The organism is Vibrio sp. 10N.237.312.B06, assembly GCF_041464685.1.
Classification (GTDB): domain Bacteria; phylum Pseudomonadota; class Gammaproteobacteria; order Enterobacterales; family Vibrionaceae; genus Vibrio; species Vibrio tasmaniensis_A.
Map to the genome: position 1 here is coordinate 1 of NZ_JBFSPI010000004.1, position 20,166 is coordinate 20,166.

Genomic DNA, 20,166 nt, shown 5'->3' on the forward strand with positions numbered 1-20,166 from the left:
TACCGATGTATTGTTGAACGCGAAATGTACAGCAAAGATCAACACGCCCTAGTCAGAGGGGTACGAGCATGATGTTATTAAGTTCTCTTATTGTGTTGTGTTTCGCAATACTCTTTTTGATCATCGATTCAATTCGTAAAGATCAACGACACAAGAAGGTGGCGATCTATATTGGAGATAGCTCTGCGCGTGAGCCTTCTCGCGTTTACCGTTTGTTCGTTCGCTTTGGTAAAGAATATCGCCACGAACTAGAGCAAAAAATGATAGAGGCAGGTTACTACAACACTGAGTGGGCAAAGTTCTATTTACCTGCCAAGTTGGCGGTATTAGGGTTGGTTTCTGGATTTGTGCTATTGGGAGATATGACATCAACAAACAAACTTATCGTGGTTGTTTTGTCGTTGATTGGCGTTATTGTCGTTCCAGATACCGTGCTGCAAATGCGACGTAAAATGTTGATCAGCAGAACTTCTGCCCAACTGCCGTATTTGCTAGATATGATGTCGGTATGCGTTCAAACCGGTATGACGATCGAGGCCGCGCTAGTTTATCTGGGCAAAGAACTTGCTGAATTTGATTCAGATCTTTGTTACCAAATCAAGCGCACTTCCGATTCTGCGAAAATACACGGATTGGAAAAGGCACTCAATGACCTGAGTGAACGCATCCCGACCCCTCCTGTAAGAAGCTTTGTACTGACTATCATCCAAAACTTGCAATACGGCACATCCGTGGCTCAAGTGTTAAGTGATCTTGCTGAAGATATGCGAAAAATTCAAATTCTTACGGTTGAGGAAAAGGTAGGTAAGCTTTCAGCGAAGATGAGTGTACCTTTGATACTCCTCATTATGTTTCCGATTGTTATCTTGATTCTCGCGCCGAGTATCATGCAAATGACATTAAGCATCTAGGGTAACTACGAGTGATTGAAAAACGTGCTTTCCTCATTTTGTTAGTGCTGAGCGTACTAGCTGGTTGTCAATCGGCACCGTCACAACAAGCCTTGCAGCTTGCCGACGTCACTAGTATGGAAAAAGTGAACAACTATGACGGTCTTATTCAATATTACAAATCTAAGTTAGAACAGGGCTCGGAAGACGCAAAGGTAAAAGAGAAACTGGCTTGGGCATATTTTTATAAAGGGGATATGGAGTCGGCAGACTTCTATGTTCAACATTTACAAAAAGAGGGAGTTACAAATTCCAACTTGTATCAGTTAGAAGGACAAGTGTTCGATGCAAAAAACGACGTTAAAAGTGCTATTTCTGCCTATATAGCTTCTATCGATGCAGGAAACAAAACAGGCCAAATTCACGTTTTGCTCGGCGTGTCATACACCAAAATGGGAAAATATGATGAAGCTTACCAAGAGCTAAATCGAGCTCGTTTACGCGGTTATGACGATGTCGTTGTTAAGAACAACATTGCGATGATTCAACTGGCCAATGGTCAGTATCAACAGGCGATCGAAACGTTAGCTCCTATTTTAAAAGAAGACCCAGCAAATAAGATCGTAAAAGCAAATCTAGCGATCGCATTGTTGAAAACCCAGCAAATAGACTCGGCCAAAAAGTTACTTAAAGGCGATTTCTCAACGGAGGAAATTCAGAGCATTACCGATGAATTAACTCAACTAGGAGTTAATGATGAAGCGTCTTTATAATCAAAAAGGAGCAACGGCAATTGAATTTGTGCTGGGTGCGCTCGTTCTGTTTTTCGCAACCTTTGCGATTTTCGAGTCGAGTTACCAAATCTACGTCGTGAACATGACCGAGTATTCGCTGAGAGAAACCATCAGGAATACCAAAATATATGAAGGCAAAGGGATCAACGAGCAGTACGAGAAAAAATTCAGGTTGTTAATTGAAAACGAAGATAATTTATGGAGTTTCTTAATAGATAGCTCACGATTTTCTATCGCTGGTCAGTACTTCAAAACCTACGACGATTTTATCGCGAACAAGGGGCATTCTGACCAAATGTTAAATTTCAATTATAATTTAGCCGAAATCACCGTGACTTACCGCTACACTCCGGTGATTAAATTGATTGGCGCTGCTGACAGGAATATTTCACGAACCATGGTTTTGAATTTGGAACATGAGGGGTGGAAAGATGATGCTCCTTAAGCAACGTGTGTTTTCTATAAAAAGCCAAAAAGGCTCATACACCATTGAGTTAGTTTTCGTTCTTGTCGCTCTGTGGGGCGTTTATCTGTTTGGGGCGGACTTGAGTCATCAGTTACTCGTACGTGCCAACTTGGATCGATCCAGTTTTGCTTTGGTCAATGTCATCAAAGAGCGTACTCGTTATTTTGAAGCCGATGTGTTGGCAGGAAAAAACTTAGCCGTGACCAACAGCGAGTTATTAGAGATGACGAAAGTAGCAAGCAGAATGCTTAATACACCAGTAGACAGTGTAGCAATCAAGATAGAGTCGTTGACTAATAAAGCTAACGTCACTGAGTTTTCGTCCAGCAAATATAGAAATTTAAATTGCCAAACAGATTCGATTATTGCCCATGCAGATCTAGCGCCGATAGAGAAGGGGGTTGTGTATCCACTGTACCGAATCAGTCTTTGTGAAGAGCAAAGTTCATGGTTTAAACCCTTCTTCAATGGTGGCACAAGTACTACGGTTAAGATTGGCTCTTCGTCAATAATGCCTGGGAGATAATGAAATGAAAATGCAGCACGAACGTCATATTAATCGCCAGCATATCAGTCTCCAACGACAACAGGGTGTTGCAGCGGTTTGGATGGGCTTATTGCTTGTCCCAATTATGGGAATGACCTTTTGGGCGGTTGAAGGCACACGTTATGTACAAGAGACCAGTCGATTGAGAGACTCTGCAGAGGCTGCCGCCATAGCGGTAACCATTGAAGATCAACCGGATCTGGCTCGCGGGTTAGCGACCAAATATGTTGAAAACTATGTACGCGACATTAAATCAACTAACCTCTCCACAAAGCGAGTTCATCAGCTTGAAAACGAGGCGGCAGGGGTTCTTGAATATATCCAATACACAGTGAATGCTAGGACCACACACGACTCTTGGTTCGCAAGCAGCTTTATCCCTTCATTTAACCAGCAACAAGATTTGGCGGGGCGTTCGTTAGCTCGAAAGTACCCAGTCTACCTTGGGGATAACAACATCGATATTGTTTTTGTCTCAGATTTTTCTGGTTCGATGAATGAAAAGTGGGGCTCAAATCGTAATAAGAAAATAGACGATTTGAAAACGGCCATCGATGGAATATCAAACAAAATCCTTTGCACATCGATTAAGCGAGTGCGTATAAATGGAGAGCTGAAAAACGTTTGTGATGAGCCTGGAGAAGATACAACCGGAGACAAGCTGCTTAATCGAGTTGGTTTTGTGCCTTTTAACGTTCGAACGAGGGAGATCGTCTCGGGAAATAAAGCACGGGCGACAAGTCAGTTGAGCTACAAAGACAACTATAGAACGCACGTATCACCTTATTCCTACAACGATGTTGATTGGGATTATTGGAGTACGTATTCGGAAGATGATGTACTTGATTGTACTGATGACAAGTCAAGTTGTCCAAGACCAAAAACAGATAATCGAAAGTACGCCAAGCGTATAAAGGATGTCATTGATTTAGATAACTATCGTGTTGCCGACGTATACAAATACGTTGATTTACCGACATCAGTGTCGACTATGTTTAATGATAAATCGGGATTAAAGTCCAATTTCTATCGTGTGAGTAGAACAGATCTATTTAACGCGCATGGATCTTCAAAGTCGTCGCAGTTTTCTAACATTCGATTATCGAACAAGCTTTCAGAGTTAGACCCGATTAAATCGATGTGGGCAGCCGGAGGCACTGCGGCTTTTCAAGGCATATTGAGAGGCGCTCAGATTCTTCATGACGGTGACCCGAACAGTTCGAATCAAGAAGAACAGCAAGTCTATAACAGGAAAATTAAGATGCTGTTGATTCTAAGTGATGGGCAGGAAAGCCCTAATAACGGTATTCTCAAAGGGCTAGTCAAGAAAGGCATGTGTAACAAAGCAAGAAATGAAATACCAGGCCTATACATAGGAGTTATTGGTATCGATTTTAAAGCATCTCAACAAAGTGGTTTTCAAGACTGTGTTGTCAATCCAAAGCAAGACATCATCGATGTATCTAACCTAGATGAATTGATTAAAAAGATAGAAGAACTCATCCGTAAAGGCTCAAAAACAAGCGGAATAACTAAGTTGTACTAGAGGAAAATATGAAAAAGTTAATGATTGGTTCAATCGTCATATCGACATTGCAATTTAGCCTGATCGCCAATGCGGAAGAAGGCATCAGTGTCTATTGCGATACTGCGTTCAGTGAATATAAACATAGTGTCACGGTGAACGATGTCGTTGGTATCGCGCAGCATAGACAGGGCTTATTACAAATAGAACAGAAGTCTGATAACCGCGAACTCAAACAAGCATTAGCAGGTCAGTATAATCTAGGTCTGAATCAATCTGAATGTAGGACTTGGATCAGCAACCAAGAACGTCACGGATTGCTAGCAAGTCTTCATTTTGGTTTTGACCAACACAACTTAACGCCGATGGGGAGCAAATCATTGAGTCAGCTAGCCGCTGAGTTAAAGAGTAACGGCAGTTTAATTACGGTGGGTGGACACACTGACAGCACAGGCGCAGAAGGTTATAACCAAGCATTGGGGCTTCAAAGAGCACTGGCGACGTCAGATGGTTTAATTTCGGATGGTGTCGAGAAAAATCGCCTTGTTATTCGCTCATTTGGTGAAAGTAAACCTATAGCCTCTAATACAACTCCAGAGGGTAGAGCTAAGAATCGACGCTCGGAAATTTGGGTTTCTAAGGACGATAGTGTCGAATTAGAAAATTAAATATAGAGTGTTTAGCACTGCGAACCTATCAGTTGAGAAAACTAGATTCCGGTTATTATTTCAAGCAACAAAAAGCCCAAACAATTAACATTGTTTGGGCTTTTTGTTTGTGCGATTCTTTAAGCCGTTAAGCCGTTAAGCCGTTAAGCACGAAAGCTATTTAGAATAGGTTCTTATCGCGCACGAGTTCGCGTGGTAAACCGTTCTTCACTCGATTGCCAACCCACTTACCAAGGCCGATGATTGCACCATTGTACTTCACTAGTACTTCACCTTTGCCTGACAAGCCTTCAGGGCGAACATCGCGTCCCATGAACCATTCACGAGCATCTTCAATGCTAAGGTCTACAATGTTGGCTTCATTGCCTGTTGCGAGCGTTGTCGCGACTTGGTGCTGCCAGCGGTAACCTTTTTTATGGGTTTCAGCGATCTTGATGCCCATGCGAGAGAAACGGAACTCACCGATCATAGGTTCTAGCGCTTCCGGGAATAGCCAAACGTCTTTGTCACGAATCCAAACTTGAGTATCACTTGGTAGTTCGATATCGAGTGCGCCCAGCAGTTGTTCAGCGACTTCTTGTTGAGCTTTCTTTGACGCTTTTTCAAATGGGAATTTGCCCAGACGTTTTTTCACTTCTGGTGGTGTCACAGACGCTAGTTTACGGATGCGTGCAACGAAGAAACCTTCTGAATCATACACTTGTGGGAAAATGTGTAGAAAGCCCTCTTCTGTCGTGGTTGCTTTAGCATTGTCGAATAGTGATTCAAGAGATTCGAACACTACCGCATCACCAAAGGTCTCTTTTAGATGGTGACACACTTGTTGGTTCTCTTCCGTGCTTAACGTACAGGTTGAGTAAACCAGCACGCCGTTAGGTTTGAGAGCATGAAAAGCACTTTCGATCAGATCTTTTTGAGTGTCAGCAATATCGACTACAGATTGATACGTCCAGTTCTTCATCGCATCAGCGTCTTTGCGAATCGTACCTTCACCAGAGCAGGGCGCGTCTAGCAGCACAGCATCAAACTGTTCTGGTAACCACCCACCGAAAACTCGACCGTCAAAGTTACTGAGTGCGGCATTACGAACGCCACAACGTTCGATGTTGGCATGAAGAACTTTCACGCGGCTTGCTGCGTATTCATTGGCAACCAATACGCCGCGATTATTCATTAGCGCCGCGATTTGCGTTGTTTTAGAACCGGGTGCAGCAGCAGTGTCTAATACGACTTGGTAGTCTGCCTCACCTTGGAAAAGTGCCGACGGTGGCATCATAGAACTGGCTTCTTGGATATAGAAAAGGCCAGACATGTGTTCTGCCGTATTACCTAGTGGCGCTTCACTTTCATCAGCTGTAATCCAAAACCCCGTTTCGCACCAAGGTACAGGTTCCAGTTCCCAGCCTTTCTCTTTTGCTCGTACTAAGAAGTCCTCAACACTGATTTTCAATGTGTTGACTCGAATACTTTTACGAAGTGGTTTTTGGCATGACGCGACAAAAGAAGCCATATCTAGATGACTAGGCATGATTGATTCGATGTGCGTTAGGAATTCTTGAGGAATATATACGTTAGCGTGCAAAAGAGTGTCTCGATTTATTGCATTAATGCGGGGGAGTTTAAAGCAAAATGAGGCCGTCCTAAACCATATTTATAGCAAACAACAAAAATGCAGCCGAATGGCTGCATTTTTGATGATGAATTATTCTTTGTTAAGCGGTATTAATTTGCATGGAGCTTCTGAGGGTTCACTCTATGGGCGAGGAATTGCGGTTCTCCATGATTTCCACTCATCTTCGGCTTTAGGATAGAGATAGAAAGACTGATCTTCGTTTGCCACTGGCTGAAGCTCATTGGTCGGTGGCGTTGAGAATGTAATACCACCTCTTAACAAGCTGTCTACCGTTCCAGCTTTGATGTTTGCACCAGAGAGACCGATAGAGACATCGACGCCCGACACGTTCCAGAACACAGTGTTTGCGCGGATTAGATATGCGTAATCAGGCTCTATTTGAATGGTAGAGATGATGCGGTCAGCAAACTCGCCTAACTGAACATCAATAACACTGCCGATTTCTAGCTCACGGAATAGGATAGGTGTGCCTTCAGATATCGAGCCTCGCGTTTCGCTTTGTAGCTGGAATATCTTGCCTTCAGGCTGTACTGGCCCCTTGCTAAGCTTAAATTTCGTATTTCTTTCACCATTGCCCGGGTCTACGTTGATGTGCTTAGAGAGCAGTGCAGAGACGTTTTTGATGCCATTAAGGCCGATTTCAGGTTCTGCTAACCAGAAGTGACTCTTCGCAACGGCAATCTTGTCTACGTACTCAGGTAAAATACGCGCAGTAATTTCAATACCGCCTTTATTGAAGTTAGGAATCACCAAGGTAACCTCACCGACGGTGACGCCTTGATATTTGATCGCCATGCCTTTGCTGACTTCTTGATCGCCTGAAGAGGTAATCGTAATCGCACGACCAAATTTTCGCGCAGATTTCGAATCTTTATAAAGTTTCCACACATCACCGAGTTTGTTGTCTATTCCCGGAAGAGAGTCAAAAGCAATACCGCCTTGAATAAGCGTTTTAACGGGGGCTGCTTTAATACTGATACCCGATAGCGACGCATCAATCTCAACGCCTGAGCGGTTCCAGAAAACAGTATGTTCATTGAGTAAGTGTGTGTAACGATTTTCGATCGTGACTTTGATTCTCACGCCACCATCGACAAGCTGAAAATCAGAAATGCTACCCACTTGTAGGTTGCGGTAGAGTAGTGGGCTTCCTTTAGAAATTGAAGGTAGCTCGCTCGCAAACAACGAAAGCGTCTTTGAGCCAGACTGATTAAACTTGGCGATTTCTGCTAACGATTTGCTTTGGAAAAGCTGATAGTCAGTTCGTGCTTTCGACTGACCTTCGCTAACAAAGCTAATTGAGCCAGTAAGAAGTTGTTTTGCTGGTGGGACCGTAACACTCAAGCCTGATTCGGTTAGCTCTGCAGTTGCACTGCCTGTCACAAAGAAACGGTTATGGCTTTTGATTAGGTGAGCATATTCGTTATCGATAAGTGCATCCATAAACACTTCGTACTTATCAGAGCCAGTACCCACACCATCGACTAAACCTACTTGGATGATAGATCCAACAGCAATGCCTTTGTAGAGTAGCTGTGTACCGACATCTAACCCGAATGAATTGTTCGACGTTAAGCGAATCGCAACGGATTTTTCTTGTTCCTGACTGAACTCATTTTTGCGAATCGCAGTAAATCGACGCGCTTTTTCACCTTCGCCTGGAACCAAGGTTAGAAAGTTGCCCGTGACTAAGTTGGCAATGTTTTTCATGCCAGTAAGTGATAGTTCAGCCTCTTCTAAAACGAATTGACTGCCGCTATTTAAAAAGTCACTGAATGCCGGTTGGATTGCAGCCGATGCAACGACGTTTTCACGCCCTTCGCTTAAAGATAGGTCAGTGATTTGACCGATTTCGATGCCTCGATACATGATCGGAGCGCCCGTTGCACTGATCTTGTTGTCGTCGGGTACGGCTATCTTGATCGAGATACCACGACCGGCTGTTTTCAAATCTGGGTAAAGTTTGAATTTGGTGTTCATCTCGACAGGCTGACCTTCTCCCGGAGAGTCGACCGCAATTGAACCGCCAAGCAGAGCACTGAGGCTTTCTAAGCGTACGTCGACACCAGAAAATCCGATACTGGCACCTAAGCCACTGACATTCCAAAAACGGCTTTGGTCGGTAATGATATGGCTGTATTCATCTTTAATCGCCGCTTGAATCGTCACGGATTTTGCGTTGTCATGTAGCTGGTAGTTGTAAACTTCACCAATTGGAATTTTACGATAAACGATTTGAGAGCCAACAGATACCCCCCCCAGGTCTTTGGTCGTCAATGAAATATTCAGGCCTTCCGAAGCCAATAAGTCAGGAGGGGATGATTCTAAGGCTTGGAAAACGGTTTCTGGTTCTTGCTTGGTTTCGCTAGGATGGATAGCGATATAGTTACCTGAAACAAGCGCATCTAACCCTGAGATACCAGATAAACTTGCCGTTGGTTTTACGAGCCAGAAACGCGTGCCTTTTGAGAGTAGCTTTTTCGCTTCTGGGTAGATGTCAGCATCGACATAGATGCTCGATAAATCTTTGGACAAGGTAATGTCGCGCACCATACCCACCTCTAAGCCTTGGTAGCGAATTGTCGTTCGACCTGCGACTAAACCTGCGGCATCTGAGAAATATATCTGCACACGTTGTCCTGCATCGTGTATCGATTTCATGACCAACCAACCCGCTAATGCGACGGTTAGTATCGGCAGGATCCACAAAGGGGAAATACCTTTGTTTTTCCTGACTTCTGGTGAATATGACGTTTGTGATTGGTTATCGTTGTTCATTCACTGACTCATCTTTAGAGGTGTAGTTATCCCAAATTAGCCTAGGATCTAAGCTTTCCGCCGCCAGCATCGTGAGAACAACCACGACGCCAAAAGCGACTGCACCATAACCTGGTGTAAAGTTTAAAATTTGTCCACGGTCGACCAAGGTCATCATGATCGAAATAACGAACAGATCCATTACCGACCACTTTCCCACCCATTTCACAATGAAATAGATGGTCATACGTTGTCTATGGTAAACCGCACGCTTCATTTTGATACAAATTAAGATATACGTTAGACCAAGTATTTTCGCGACAGGCACGACGATACTGGCAATAAAAATGATTGCTGCGATGCCATACATGTCGCTATTAATTAGCGAAGCGACACCGGAGATGATGGTGTCTTCTAGTCTTTGCCCGTTTGTTATCACGATAGAAATTGGAATGACGTTGGCCGGCACGATAGCCACTGAGGCGGCAAAAAGTAGAGCCCATGTCTTTTGTACAGAGTAGGGTTTGCGATGATATAAGTCATGGTGACAACGCACGCAAGTGTGCCCATCAGGCTGAGACAGGTGACAGTTATGACAGTGTACGTTCTTACTTTGATCGAAAGAGTAGTCAGACTCTTTAGCCCAAGCTTCCCAGTAGCGGCGCACACTGATTCGGCTTACCAGTAACACACTGAAAAGTTGCAGTAGAATCAGACCAACTAAACCAGGGCCGACGAAAATATCTGAGTAATCTTGTAATTTGAAGCACGAGATTGCCACGCTCACCAGAAACACATCCAACATCATCCAGTGCTTAAGTGTCTGAATGATAGCTAATGCATAACGAAATGGTGTGAAAATCTTAAAGCGCAATGATAAATGGGTGATGAGTACCGAGGTACAAACAAGTAACGGGGCGATCGAACTGCAGAATAAGATCAACAAGCAAAGTAGAGGGAAGCCTTCACCCATTAAAGTAAATACGCCAGATGGTAACGTCGCAGGTATCATGACACCAATCAGGCGAATACTGATGAATTCAAAAAAGTGTGAGGGGATGAACAGCAATAAGCAGGTAATAGCGATTGCAAGGTTTCCAGACAGGCTAGGGGTGCCACCTCTATAAAGCTGAGTACCGCATCTTGGGCAGTAAGCGGATTTCCCCAAAGGTATGTCCATTTTATCAACGGGAAGTTCGCAGCCCTGACAAAGACGTACAGAGCTGCTATCGCACTGGTGCTGAGTCGATAACTGCTGCTTAGTTGATAAAGGGTTGGTTAAGGATGGAGAGGTCACGCGACCTCCCAAATTGAAACACTAATCAGGCTTTTAACCTGATTTAAATGCCTAGAACAACACTGATTTAAGTCTCTAGAACAATAAACATCAGGCGTGCGATTGCACACTGCCATAGAGTGTTTGATATAATCCTTGTTGTTCAACCAATTCACCATGTGTTCCTGTCTGTGTAACTTGCCCATCTTCTAAAACATAGATTAGATCGGCCTGTTTCACCGCTGATAATCGATGAGCCACTATCAAAGTTGTGCGATCTTTCAAAAACTCGCTCAGCGCTTTATGCAGTGCTGACTCTGTTGCTGTATCGAGTGCTGATGTCGCTTCATCTAGAATAACAAACTTAGGATTGCTCAGCACCATTCGGGCTATCGCTAAGCGTTGTCGTTGCCCGCCAGACAGTCGAACGCCATTCCTACCAATTTGTGTATCTAAGCCATTACTCAGTTGCTTGATGACATCTTGCATTTGAGAGACTTCAAGTGCACGCCACAACGACATTTCATCGTATTCAGCACCAAGCGTCAGATTATGCCTTAATGTATCGTTAAAAAGTATAGGTTGTTGTAAAACAACGGCAATTTGACTGCGTATTACATCGAAGCTGATGTCGTCGGTGGTTTCGCCGTTATAACGAATGCATCCAGAATCCGCTTGATAAACACCAATCAGTAACTGGATTAACGTAGATTTACCACCACCACTCGCACCCACCAAAGCGACTTTCTTACCTGCAGGAATGTGCAGCGATAGCCTATTTAAAACAGTGTTTTCTAATGTGTAAGAGAATGTAACGTCTTCAATGTCGACTGTCACTTCTTGATCTTCATTAAATGGGTTCACTTTACTGACAGGGCGCTTCTCTTCTTCTAACTGAAGAAGGTCGTTGATGCGCTGAAGTGCTGCTTTTGCGCTATACCAAGAGAATTGAATCCCTAGCAGCTCTTGAACCGGGCCTAACATGAACCACAAGTAACCAAATACCGCGAAAATCTGACCAATCGTTAAGTCGCTGAATAACACCATTAGCATCGCGACGGCACGGAAAAGCTCGAAACCTAATAAGAACAGCAGAAACGAAACACGGCCTGCAGCTTCTGATTGCCAAGCGTATTTGTCTGCATCGACTCTCACTTGGTTTGCTTGAACCTTAAGTTCATCGAGAAAGATACGTTCCTTGTTTGCCGCACGCAGTTGGTAAATACCGTCTAAGGTTTCCACTAAACGGTTTTGAAAGCGCTCGAAAGATTGGTTCTCATACTTTTTAAGGTGTTTAACTCTGCTACCTAGTTTACGGGAGAAATAAATCACAACAGGATTGACCAGTAAAATGAACAGTCCTAAACGCCACTCTAACCATAGCAACACGATAGCGGTACCGAAAACGGTTAAGAAGCTAATTATGAACTTAGATAGAGTCGAACCAATGAACTTATCTATTGTCTCTATGTCTGTTATCAGGTGAGCATTAATACCGCCACTGCCTTTGGTCTCGTATTGTCTAATACTAATGCGGCCAAGCTTATCTATCATCTTACTGCGCATTTGATAGGTAATTGTTTTTGAGACAAGCGTGAATTGACGCCCTTGTAGAATGTTCAACGCTTGGCTAACAGTACGCATGATTATGACTAACAGCAAAGTCAGTGCAATATAGCCAGTTGGTGTCTGCAACGATGTTGGAAGTAGATGGTTCATCATCTCTAAGCCAGAAGCCGGCTTATCAAGTAATACTTCATCAACCATTAATGGCATGAGCAACGGGATAGGGACACTAATGAGAGTTGCAAGTATGGCAATAATGTTAGCAAACAGTAATTTGGACTTGTGTTTTTTTACTTGAGTTATTAACCAAGAACGGCTAATAGTGTCTTCTGAATTGGTCATTGTAATGAGAATAAGTCCTATTTAGTTTGATGGCCGCATTTTACTGCGTTCTCTTGATAATGGAAGTCTCAATTTAATTGGAAGTTAATATGAAAATAGAACATTACCAACGCTTAACCAAACAAGCCGTTGCATTAATTGAATCAGAACCCGATCTAACTGCTAATCTAGCTAATATCAGCTCATTATTATTCATGGAGTTGGATGAATTAAATTGGGCAGGCTTCTATTTAATGAAGCAGGACCAATCTAAGGAAAAAGACGAACTTGTGCTTGGCCCATTCCAAGGTCAACCAGCTTGTGTTCGAATTCCGGTAGGGCGTGGTGTGTGTGGAACTGCGGTCGCGACGAATACAGTTCAGCGCATTCATGATGTTCATGAATTCGAAGGACACATCGCTTGTGACGCTGCAAGTAACTCAGAAATCGTTATACCATTTTCGATTGACGGGAAAATTGCGGGCGTTCTTGATATCGATAGCCCAAATGTTGGTCGTTTTTCTCAAATTGACGAGGACGGATTAACATTTTTCATGGCAGAAGTGGAAAAGCTGCTTAATTCGCACGCGAACAAGGCATAAATTATTCTCTTACTGTGGTTTTTCCCAAGCATCTCTCTATAATACGTAAAAATATTTTCTTAATGCTCGCGGAAAACCGCAAAAACCAGGAACCCACATGGAAAACACTGAAAAGTTAAAAAACAGCAAAGAAGTTATCGCATATGTTGCTGAATGTTTCCCTAAATGCTTTACTCTAGAAGGTGAAGCGAAACCACTTAAAATTGGTATTTTTCAAGATCTTGCTGAACGTCTAAATGAAGACGAAAAAGTAAGTAAGACTCAGCTTCGTGCAGCGTTAAGACAGTACACATCATCATGGCGTTACCTGCACGGCGTAAAAGCTGGCGCAGAACGTGTTGACCTAGACGGCAACGTATGTGGCACACTAGAAGAAGAGCACGTTGAGCACGCTAAAGCGACACTTGCAGAAAGCAAAGCGAAAGTTCAGGCTCGTCGTAAAGAACAAGCACAGAAAGCTCGTGACGAAGGCAAAGCGAAAGCTAAAGCGAAGAAAGCTCAACAGCCTCGTCGTCAAGCGCCTAAAGCACCGAAAGTAGAAAAGCCTGTAGAAACACGCGCTTTGAACGCCGATGAATTTATCACTGGTAAAGAAGTAAATGTGAACATGGGTACAGGAAACATGGCTGCGACCATTGTTGAAATCAATAAGGAAGATGTGCGTGTTCAGTTAGCAAACGGCCTACAAATGGTTGTTAAAGCGGAGCACTTGCGCGCTTAAAGGAGATACTCCTACGCATGAAATGCCGTTCAAAATTGACACTGATTGCTGCTAGCTTTTTGCTAGCAGCTTCAGCTCAGGCTCTTGAAGCCAAATTAAATCAGGACGATTTACCTCTACTCGCTCCTGAGGTTCAACACGAAACTGCTAGTAAACGTGTTACTTCTCGATTTACTCGTTCCCACTATAAACACTTCAATCTCAACGATGATTTCTCCCAAGCTATCTTTAATCGTTATTTAGAGATGTTGGATTATAACCGTAATATCTTCACTCAAGCTGATATTGATTCTTTCGCTACTTCATCTAAAAAAATTGATGATCAACTGAAAGCCGGTAATAACCAAATAGCCTTCGATGTTTATAATTTGTCCATGCAGAAGCGTTTTGAACGTTTCCAATATGCGCTGTCTTTACTAGATACTGAGATTAAGTTTGATACTGATGAAAGTATTGAGCTCAATCGTAGCGAAGCGGAATGGCCAAAAGATATCGCTGAAGTAAATGAGCTTTGGAGGAAGCGCGTTAAATACGACGCGTTGAATCTAAAACTTACAGGTAAAGAGTGGCCAGAGATTCAAGAAGTTTTGGAAAAGCGTTACAACAATGCGATGAAGCGTATTACGCAATCGCACAACGAAGATGCTTTCCAGATCTACATGAACGCATTCGCGCGAGAAGTTGACCCTCATACCAGTTACCTTTCTCCAAGAAATGCAGAGCAATTCCAGTCTGAGATGAATCTATCTCTAGAAGGCATTGGTGCTGTACTTCAAATGACAGACGACTACACCGTTATCCGATCTCTCGTTGCTGGAGGCCCTGCGTCCAATAGCAAACAATTGAGCGATGGTGATCGTATTGTTGGTGTTGGTCAAGATGGCGAAGATATTGTTGATGTTATCGGCTGGCGTTTAGACGATGTAGTGCAATTAATTAAAGGACCTAAAGGGACTAAAGTTAAGCTACAGATCTTGCCAGATGGTAAAGATGCAAAAAGTCACGTTGTCACAATTGTACGCGATAAGATTCGCTTAGAAGACCGCGCTGTTAAATCAGAAGTTATCGAGAAAGATGGCAAGAAGATTGGCGTACTCGAAGTACCAAGCTTCTATGTTGGCCTTTCTAAAGATACTGATAAACTGATCACCGAACTTAAAGAGCAAGGTGTCGAAGGTATCATTGTTGATCTGCGAAACAACGGTGGTGGTGCACTAACGGAAGCAACCGAACTCTCTGGTTTGTTTATCAAAGAGGGGCCCGTTGTTCAAGTTCGTGATAGCTACGGTCGTGTAAAAGTGAACAGTGATACTGATGGCGAAATTAGTTACCAAGGTCCATTAACGGTATTGGTGAATCGCTACAGTGCTTCAGCATCTGAAATCTTTGCAGCAGCGATGCAAGATTATGGTCGTGCAATCATCCTTGGTGAAAACTCTTTCGGTAAAGGAACGGTGCAACAACACCGCTCTTTGAATCATATTTATGATTTGTTCGATAAAGAGTTAGGCTACGTTCAATACACCATCCAGAAATTCTACCGAATCAATGGCGGAAGTACGCAAAACAAAGGTGTAGTGCCTGATATTGCTTACCCAACGGCAATTGATCCAGCAGATACTGGTGAAAGTGTTGAAGATAATGCTCTGCCTTGGGATAGCATAGATAAAGCTAACTATTCAGTGTTACAGCGTAACGATGAGCAAGTTGCTGCTTTAACCGCTCAACACCAAGCTCGTATTGCGACAGACATGGAGTTTGGCTTTATCGCGCAAGATATTGAAAAATATAAGGCTGATAAAGATGATAACGACCTTTCTTTGAACGAAAAAGTACGTCAACAAGAGAGTGATGATGGGGATGTGCTTCGTCTAGAGCGTATCAATCAACGTCAAAAAGCGGCTAAGTTAGAGGTATTTAAAACGTTGGATGATATCCCTAAAGACTACGAAGCCCCGGATGCTTATCTTGATGAATCTGTTGCTATCATGCTGGATATGATCAAGAAATAGAGCAAATACCTGTTAAAAGGTGATTGTTTAAAGATGCACAATTTAAAAAGCGAGCCTAGGCTCGCTTTTTTTGTGTCTATGATTTGACAGGAATACCTGATTGTAACCGTTGAGACTGTCGCAAAGAACACTCAATGTTCAGGGTTATTTAGCTCTGTTTTGTGTCGAATAATGACATTTAAGTTACTTTGCACTTAAAATTTAGTGACTTGGATCAAATTTTTTCGCTTTCTATTCATTACGTGCCTAAGCTTAAAGAAAACGAGGGGGCGCGTATGAAATGGATTCTACTATTTTTATCTTGTTTAAGTTTTGTTGCTTTTGGGAGTGAGGTCGCTTCAAGCGAGCAGCAATCAAAAAGTGACAGCAATCTATCTCATTTTGACCTTCCTTTACTGCTTGGTGATTGGTATTTGATGAACCCAGATCCTGAACAAGGTACTGAAAATTTTAGAGCAATCAAGCTGACTCTCGACTCAAATTACTCTTTCTCTATTGATATTCAGAAGAAAGACTACAGTGTCGACCATTGGGAAGGTTTGTATAACGCTAATGAAGACACGATTATTTTGGGATTAAATACTTCTGAGCCTCAGGTTTACGCTTACAGCAGTAATCATAATATGTTGAATCTTAACGGTGTTATGTTCACCAAAGCCTTGCCCAACGCCCTGGCAGGAATATGGTCAAGTGCCGAACTGTCCGGAAGTGATTTGCGTGCCAGTAACATTCAAAAAATGGATTTAGTGCTTCAGCCTGACTTTATATTTATGTTTAGAGTATCAGATGAAGAAGGTGGTGAAGTTATTCGTCGCGGAGTGTATTACACCGAAGGTGACCAGTTAGTGTTGCTTTATGAGAACGGTGAACACGGCACTCGTTACACATTAAACAGTGATGTGTTGACGCTTTAAGGTGAAGAAGGAGACATGTTTGCGGTGCTTAATCGTATTCGATAAGTACGAGTTTTAGCCCTAAAATTGAACTCGTTGATAATATGGTTTGTTGCTTGTTTATTAGGCGTTCCTATCTGATTTGATTGATAAAATAGCAAAACATGGAGGCATTTTCCTACAATGCCTCCTTTTTTCAATATTCCCCTTGTTTTATTGGCGCTCAACCTTTAGATATATACAGTTAAAAAATAATTACGTATAACGATCAAAAGGAACCCGTCATGGCACATACACCTCAAGCCAAGTATCGTAAAGATTATCAATCACCATCTCACACTATTTCTGAAATCGATCTTACTTTCGATTTGTACGATTCAGCATCCATCATTACCGCTGTTTCTAGTGTTAAGCAGGAGAAAGAAAGCTCGACATTAGTACTTGATGGTGAAGGCTTGAAGTTGGTGTCTGTTTTGGTAGAAGGTACGGAGTGGACGCAGTATGAGCAGTCTGAAACTCTACTTACTCTGAATGATCTACCGAAAGATTTTACATTAGCGATCGTGACGGAAGTTGACCCTGAAGGGAACAGCGCACTTGAAGGCCTGTACAAATCGGGTGGTGCGTTCTGTACCCAATGTGAAGCTGAAGGTTTCCGCCGCATTACTTACTATATGGATCGCCCAGATGTGTTGGCGAAATTCACGACAACAGTCATCGCAGACAAAGCTGAAAACCCATTCTTATTAAGTAATGGTAACCGTGTAGATGAAGGCGAAGCTGAAAACGGTCGTCACTGGGTGAAATGGCAAGACCCACATCCAAAACCAGCGTACTTGTTTGCTTTAGTTGCAGGTGACTTCGATGTACTTCGTGACGCATACACCACACAATCAGGTCGTAATGTTGACCTAGAAATATTTGTCGACAAAGGCAATCTAGACCGCGCAAACCACGCGATGGTTTCTTTGATTAACTCAATGAAGTGGGACGAAGAGCGTTTCAATCTTGAGTATGACTTAGACATCTACATGATCGTAGCCGTTGATTTCTTCAATATGGGTGCGATGGAAAACAAAGGCCTGAACGTATTTAACTCTAAGTTCGTTTTAGCGAACGACCAAACAGCAACAGATACCGACTACCTAGGTATCGAAGCAGTAATCGGTCACGAATACTTCCATAACTGGACCGGTAACCGAGTTACTTGTCGCGATTGGTTCCAGTTAAGCTTGAAAGAAGGTCTAACGGTGTTCCGTGATCAGGAGTTCTCATCTGATCTTGGTTCTCGCGCAGTAAACCGTATCAACAATGTACGTATTATTCGCGGCCCACAATTCGCTGAAGATGCGAGCCCAATGTCTCACCCAATTCGTCCAGAAAAAGTGATAGAAATGAATAACTTCTACACATTAACGGTATACGAAAAGGGCAGCGAAGTGATCCGAATGATCCACACATTGTTGGGTGAGGAAGGTTTCCAAAAAGGCATGAAGCTGTACTTTGAACGTCACGATGGCACGGCGGCAACATGTGAAGACTTCGTAGCGGCAATGGAAGATGCATCGGGCGTTGATCTGTCTCAGTTCCGTTTATGGTATAGCCAATCAGGTACGCCAACACTTTCTGTTGAAAGCCATTACGACGCAGAGAAAAAAGAGTACACGTTAACGACTCGCCAAGTAACAGCGCCAACTCATGAGCAAACTGAAAAGCAAGCTCTGCATATCCCTTTAGATATCGAGCTATACACAGCGTCGGGTGAAGTGATTGAGTTACAATGTAACGGTCAGCCTATTCATAATGTATTAGATGTGAAAGAGGCGGAACAAACGTTCGTGTTTGAGAATGTAAACGAGCAACCAGTTCCATCTCTGCTGCGTGAGTTTTCTGCGCCAGTGAAACTTGAATACAACTATTCAGACGAAGAGCTGATCTTCCTGATGGTGAATGCTCGTAATGAATTCTCTCGTTGGGATGCAGGGCAAATGCTGCTAGCGAAGTACATCCGCAGCAATGTAGATAACGTTCAACAAGGTCAAAAGTTTGCACTTTCTTCAGAAGTGGTTGATGCATTCCGTGGTGTATTGCTCAGCGATTCGTTAGAACCTGCGTTTATTGCAGAAATGCTTTCTCTACCAAGCCATAACGAAGTGTCGGGTTGGTACGAGCGTGTCGACATCGATGCGGTTGCGTCAGTACTTCATTCAATGAAAGTTACGTTAGCAAAAGAGCTTGAAGATGAACTTGCTGCGGTTTACCACAGCAATGCATTAGCAGAATACACGATTGACCATGATTCAATTGGTAAGCGTACGTTGCGTAAAGTTTGTTTAAGTTACTTAGCGCATACTGAAAAGGGTAATGACTTGGTTGTTGCTATGTACCAACAAGCAAACAACATGACAGATACAATGGCTGCTATGGGCGCGGCGAACAGTGCGCAACTACCATGTCGTGAAACTTTAATGGCAGATTACAGTGACAAGTGGAAATACGATGGTCTTGTCATGGACAAGTGGTTTGCTCTTCAAGGAACAAACCCAAGTTCAAACGCACTTGAAGTGATCAAGGCGTCTATGTCACACCAAGCGTTCAGTTTGAAAAACCCGAACCGTACTCGTAACTTGGTCGGTTCTTTCTTAAACATGAACCCGGTTCAGTTCCACGACAAGTCAGGTCAGGGCTACGAGTTTGCAGGCGAAATCTTGCGTGAGCTGAACAGCAGCAACCCGCAAGTTGCATCACGTCTGATTGATCCTTTGCTTAAGTTCCGTAAATACGATGAAGAGCGCCAAGCTTTGATCAAGAAAGAACTTGAGACGTTGAAGAACATGGATAACCTAGCGAAAGATTTGTTTGAGAAAGTGACGAAAGCACTCGAGGCTTAAGTTCGCGGTCATTCACGTAAACTTATTTTCTAATAAGCGGCTTGCTAGAACCTGTTTATTAATAACGAAAAGTCATCAGTGGTAGAGAATCTCTGCCGCTGATTTTTTTGTTTCTGGTTCATCGAGTTTTCGATAAGCTAGAGCAGTTTCAAGCTCAGTTCACATTCAGACATCGTTAAGTGCCAAAAAATACTGGCACTGTATATTTGAACAGGTATTGTATGAATCGCTATATTTTCCAACTTAACATCTCATATCAGCAGTTTTTGGCCAGCTATTCTGGTGCAGCAAGTAAAGTTCAAGTGATAACAACCACTGGATTGCGCCTACAGCTACCTGCAACTCGGTTCAGACCTTTTCTTACACAAATAGGGGTTAGAGGGCAGTTTAGACTGACAACTGACCAAAAAAATAAGTTTATTAAGTTGGAAGCTCTGTAAACCTTGGCGTGCCTAGTGAGTTAAAAGGAATCTTAATCACATAATCAAACATTTCACCTCTTACCATCTCCAAAACAATTAACTATTTCTCAATAATGCTTTTACAATAAATGAATGCATTACCTTTGCTTAACTCGTCAGTAGAAAAGAGCTCAACGGCTCAA

General features: G+C 42.9%; 16 protein-coding genes. 12 read left to right on the forward strand and 4 right to left on the reverse strand.

What is annotated here, in order from left to right; translation table 11 throughout:
* The first annotated feature begins 68 nt into the window (after positions 1–68).
* The 6 genes from AB6C75_RS01680 to AB6C75_RS01705 are packed head-to-tail and all read left to right on the forward strand — an operon-like array spanning position 69 to position 4,890.
* Positions 69–911, forward strand: coding sequence for a type II secretion system F family protein (locus tag AB6C75_RS01680; protein ID WP_372106579.1), 843 nt, complete (start codon positions 69–71; stop codon positions 909–911).
* Positions 912–922: 11 nt separating this feature from the next.
* Complete coding sequence (locus AB6C75_RS01685) at positions 923–1,663, forward strand: tetratricopeptide repeat protein (RefSeq protein ID WP_372106581.1); 741 nt, start codon at positions 923–925, stop codon at positions 1,661–1,663.
* The gene (locus AB6C75_RS01690; protein ID WP_372106681.1) at positions 1,647–2,129 is read left to right on the forward strand and encodes a TadE/TadG family type IV pilus assembly protein; all 483 of its coding nucleotides are present in this window, start codon (positions 1,647–1,649) and stop codon (positions 2,127–2,129) included. Before AB6C75_RS01685 ends, AB6C75_RS01690 begins: the two co-directional genes overlap by 17 nt.
* Positions 2,119–2,676 carry a tight adherence pilus pseudopilin TadF gene (gene tadF / locus AB6C75_RS01695; protein ID WP_372106683.1) on the forward strand — a complete coding sequence of 186 codons (558 nt, stop codon included), beginning with the start codon at positions 2,119–2,121 and terminating at the stop codon, positions 2,674–2,676. Before AB6C75_RS01690 ends, tadF begins: the two co-directional genes overlap by 11 nt.
* 10 nt (positions 2,677–2,686) lie before the next feature.
* Complete coding sequence (locus AB6C75_RS01700; RefSeq protein ID WP_372106685.1) at positions 2,687–4,243, forward strand: TadE/TadG family type IV pilus assembly protein; 1,557 nt, start codon at positions 2,687–2,689, stop codon at positions 4,241–4,243.
* A gap of 8 nt (positions 4,244–4,251) precedes the next feature.
* A complete protein-coding gene (locus tag AB6C75_RS01705) occupies positions 4,252–4,890 on the forward strand; it encodes an OmpA family protein (RefSeq protein WP_371695070.1) in 639 nt (212 codons plus the stop codon).
* Between the two features lie 160 nt (positions 4,891–5,050).
* Here AB6C75_RS01705 and rsmF read toward each other — a convergent pair whose 3' ends face one another.
* From rsmF to AB6C75_RS01725, 4 genes are all read right to left on the reverse strand, one after another.
* Positions 5,051–6,472, reverse strand: a complete 1,422-nt coding sequence (gene rsmF, locus AB6C75_RS01710; protein ID WP_372106583.1) for a 16S rRNA (cytosine(1407)-C(5))-methyltransferase RsmF — start codon at positions 6,470–6,472, stop codon at positions 5,051–5,053.
* 171 nt (positions 6,473–6,643) lie between these two features.
* Positions 6,644–9,301: an MlaD family protein gene (locus AB6C75_RS01715; RefSeq protein ID WP_372106585.1), complete on the reverse strand. Its 2,658-nt coding sequence runs from the start codon at positions 9,299–9,301 to the stop codon at positions 6,644–6,646.
* Positions 9,288–10,589 (reverse strand): PqiA/YebS family transporter subunit, encoded by a 1,302-nt coding sequence (locus AB6C75_RS01720; protein ID WP_372106587.1) that lies wholly within the window; start codon positions 10,587–10,589, stop codon positions 9,288–9,290. The genes AB6C75_RS01715 and AB6C75_RS01720 overlap by 14 nt, the downstream gene beginning before the upstream one ends.
* A 78-nt stretch (positions 10,590–10,667) precedes the next feature.
* Positions 10,668–12,464 (reverse strand): ABC transporter ATP-binding protein, encoded by a 1,797-nt coding sequence (locus tag AB6C75_RS01725; RefSeq protein WP_371995643.1) that lies wholly within the window; start codon positions 12,462–12,464, stop codon positions 10,668–10,670.
* A gap of 89 nt (positions 12,465–12,553) precedes the next feature.
* Here AB6C75_RS01725 and AB6C75_RS01730 point away from each other — a divergent pair, with 89 nt between their 5' ends.
* The 6 genes from AB6C75_RS01730 (at position 12,554) to AB6C75_RS01755 (ending at position 20,002) form a co-directional block, all read left to right on the forward strand.
* A complete protein-coding gene (locus tag AB6C75_RS01730) occupies positions 12,554–13,045 on the forward strand; it encodes a GAF domain-containing protein (protein ID WP_009846653.1) in 492 nt (163 codons plus the stop codon).
* A 97-nt stretch (positions 13,046–13,142) separates the two neighbouring features.
* Positions 13,143–13,766 carry an RNA chaperone ProQ gene (gene proQ / locus AB6C75_RS01735; RefSeq protein ID WP_009846654.1) on the forward strand — a complete coding sequence of 208 codons (624 nt, stop codon included), beginning with the start codon at positions 13,143–13,145 and terminating at the stop codon, positions 13,764–13,766.
* 17 nt (positions 13,767–13,783) lie between these two features.
* Complete coding sequence (gene prc / locus AB6C75_RS01740; RefSeq protein ID WP_372106590.1) at positions 13,784–15,778, forward strand: carboxy terminal-processing peptidase; 1,995 nt, start codon at positions 13,784–13,786, stop codon at positions 15,776–15,778.
* 275 nt (positions 15,779–16,053) lie between these two features.
* Positions 16,054–16,692 (forward strand): hypothetical protein, encoded by a 639-nt coding sequence (locus AB6C75_RS01745; protein ID WP_372106592.1) that lies wholly within the window; start codon positions 16,054–16,056, stop codon positions 16,690–16,692.
* Between the two features lie 263 nt (positions 16,693–16,955).
* A complete protein-coding gene (gene pepN / locus AB6C75_RS01750) occupies positions 16,956–19,562 on the forward strand; it encodes an aminopeptidase N (protein ID WP_372106594.1) in 2,607 nt (868 codons plus the stop codon).
* A 221-nt stretch (positions 19,563–19,783) separates the two neighbouring features.
* A complete protein-coding gene (locus AB6C75_RS01755; protein WP_004733645.1) occupies positions 19,784–20,002 on the forward strand; it encodes a DUF2835 domain-containing protein in 219 nt (72 codons plus the stop codon).
* Positions 20,003–20,166 lie beyond the last annotated feature (164 nt).

Excerpts from the sequence above, each read along its gene's own strand:
- AB6C75_RS01680 (WP_372106579.1), top strand. The coding sequence starts at position 69 with ATGATGTTATTAAGTTCTCTTATTGTGTTGTGTTTCGCAATACTCTTT.
- AB6C75_RS01690 (WP_372106681.1), top strand. The coding sequence starts at position 1,647 with ATGAAGCGTCTTTATAATCAAAAAGGAGCAACGGCAATTGAATTTGTG.
- tadF (WP_372106683.1), top strand. The coding sequence starts at position 2,119 with ATGCTCCTTAAGCAACGTGTGTTTTCTATAAAAAGCCAAAAAGGCTCA.
- AB6C75_RS01700 (WP_372106685.1), top strand. The coding sequence starts at position 2,687 with ATGCAGCACGAACGTCATATTAATCGCCAGCATATCAGTCTCCAACGA.
- AB6C75_RS01705 (WP_371695070.1), top strand. The coding sequence starts at position 4,252 with ATGAAAAAGTTAATGATTGGTTCAATCGTCATATCGACATTGCAATTT.
- AB6C75_RS01715 (WP_372106585.1), bottom strand. The coding sequence starts at position 9,301 with ATGAACAACGATAACCAATCACAAACGTCATATTCACCAGAAGTCAGG.
- AB6C75_RS01725 (WP_371995643.1), bottom strand. The coding sequence starts at position 12,464 with ATGACCAATTCAGAAGACACTATTAGCCGTTCTTGGTTAATAACTCAA.
- AB6C75_RS01730 (WP_009846653.1), top strand. The coding sequence starts at position 12,554 with ATGAAAATAGAACATTACCAACGCTTAACCAAACAAGCCGTTGCATTA.
- proQ (WP_009846654.1), top strand. The coding sequence starts at position 13,143 with ATGGAAAACACTGAAAAGTTAAAAAACAGCAAAGAAGTTATCGCATAT.
- prc (WP_372106590.1), top strand. The coding sequence starts at position 13,784 with ATGAAATGCCGTTCAAAATTGACACTGATTGCTGCTAGCTTTTTGCTA.
- AB6C75_RS01745 (WP_372106592.1), top strand. The coding sequence starts at position 16,054 with ATGAAATGGATTCTACTATTTTTATCTTGTTTAAGTTTTGTTGCTTTT.
- pepN (WP_372106594.1), top strand. The coding sequence starts at position 16,956 with ATGGCACATACACCTCAAGCCAAGTATCGTAAAGATTATCAATCACCA.
- AB6C75_RS01755 (WP_004733645.1), top strand. The coding sequence starts at position 19,784 with ATGAATCGCTATATTTTCCAACTTAACATCTCATATCAGCAGTTTTTG.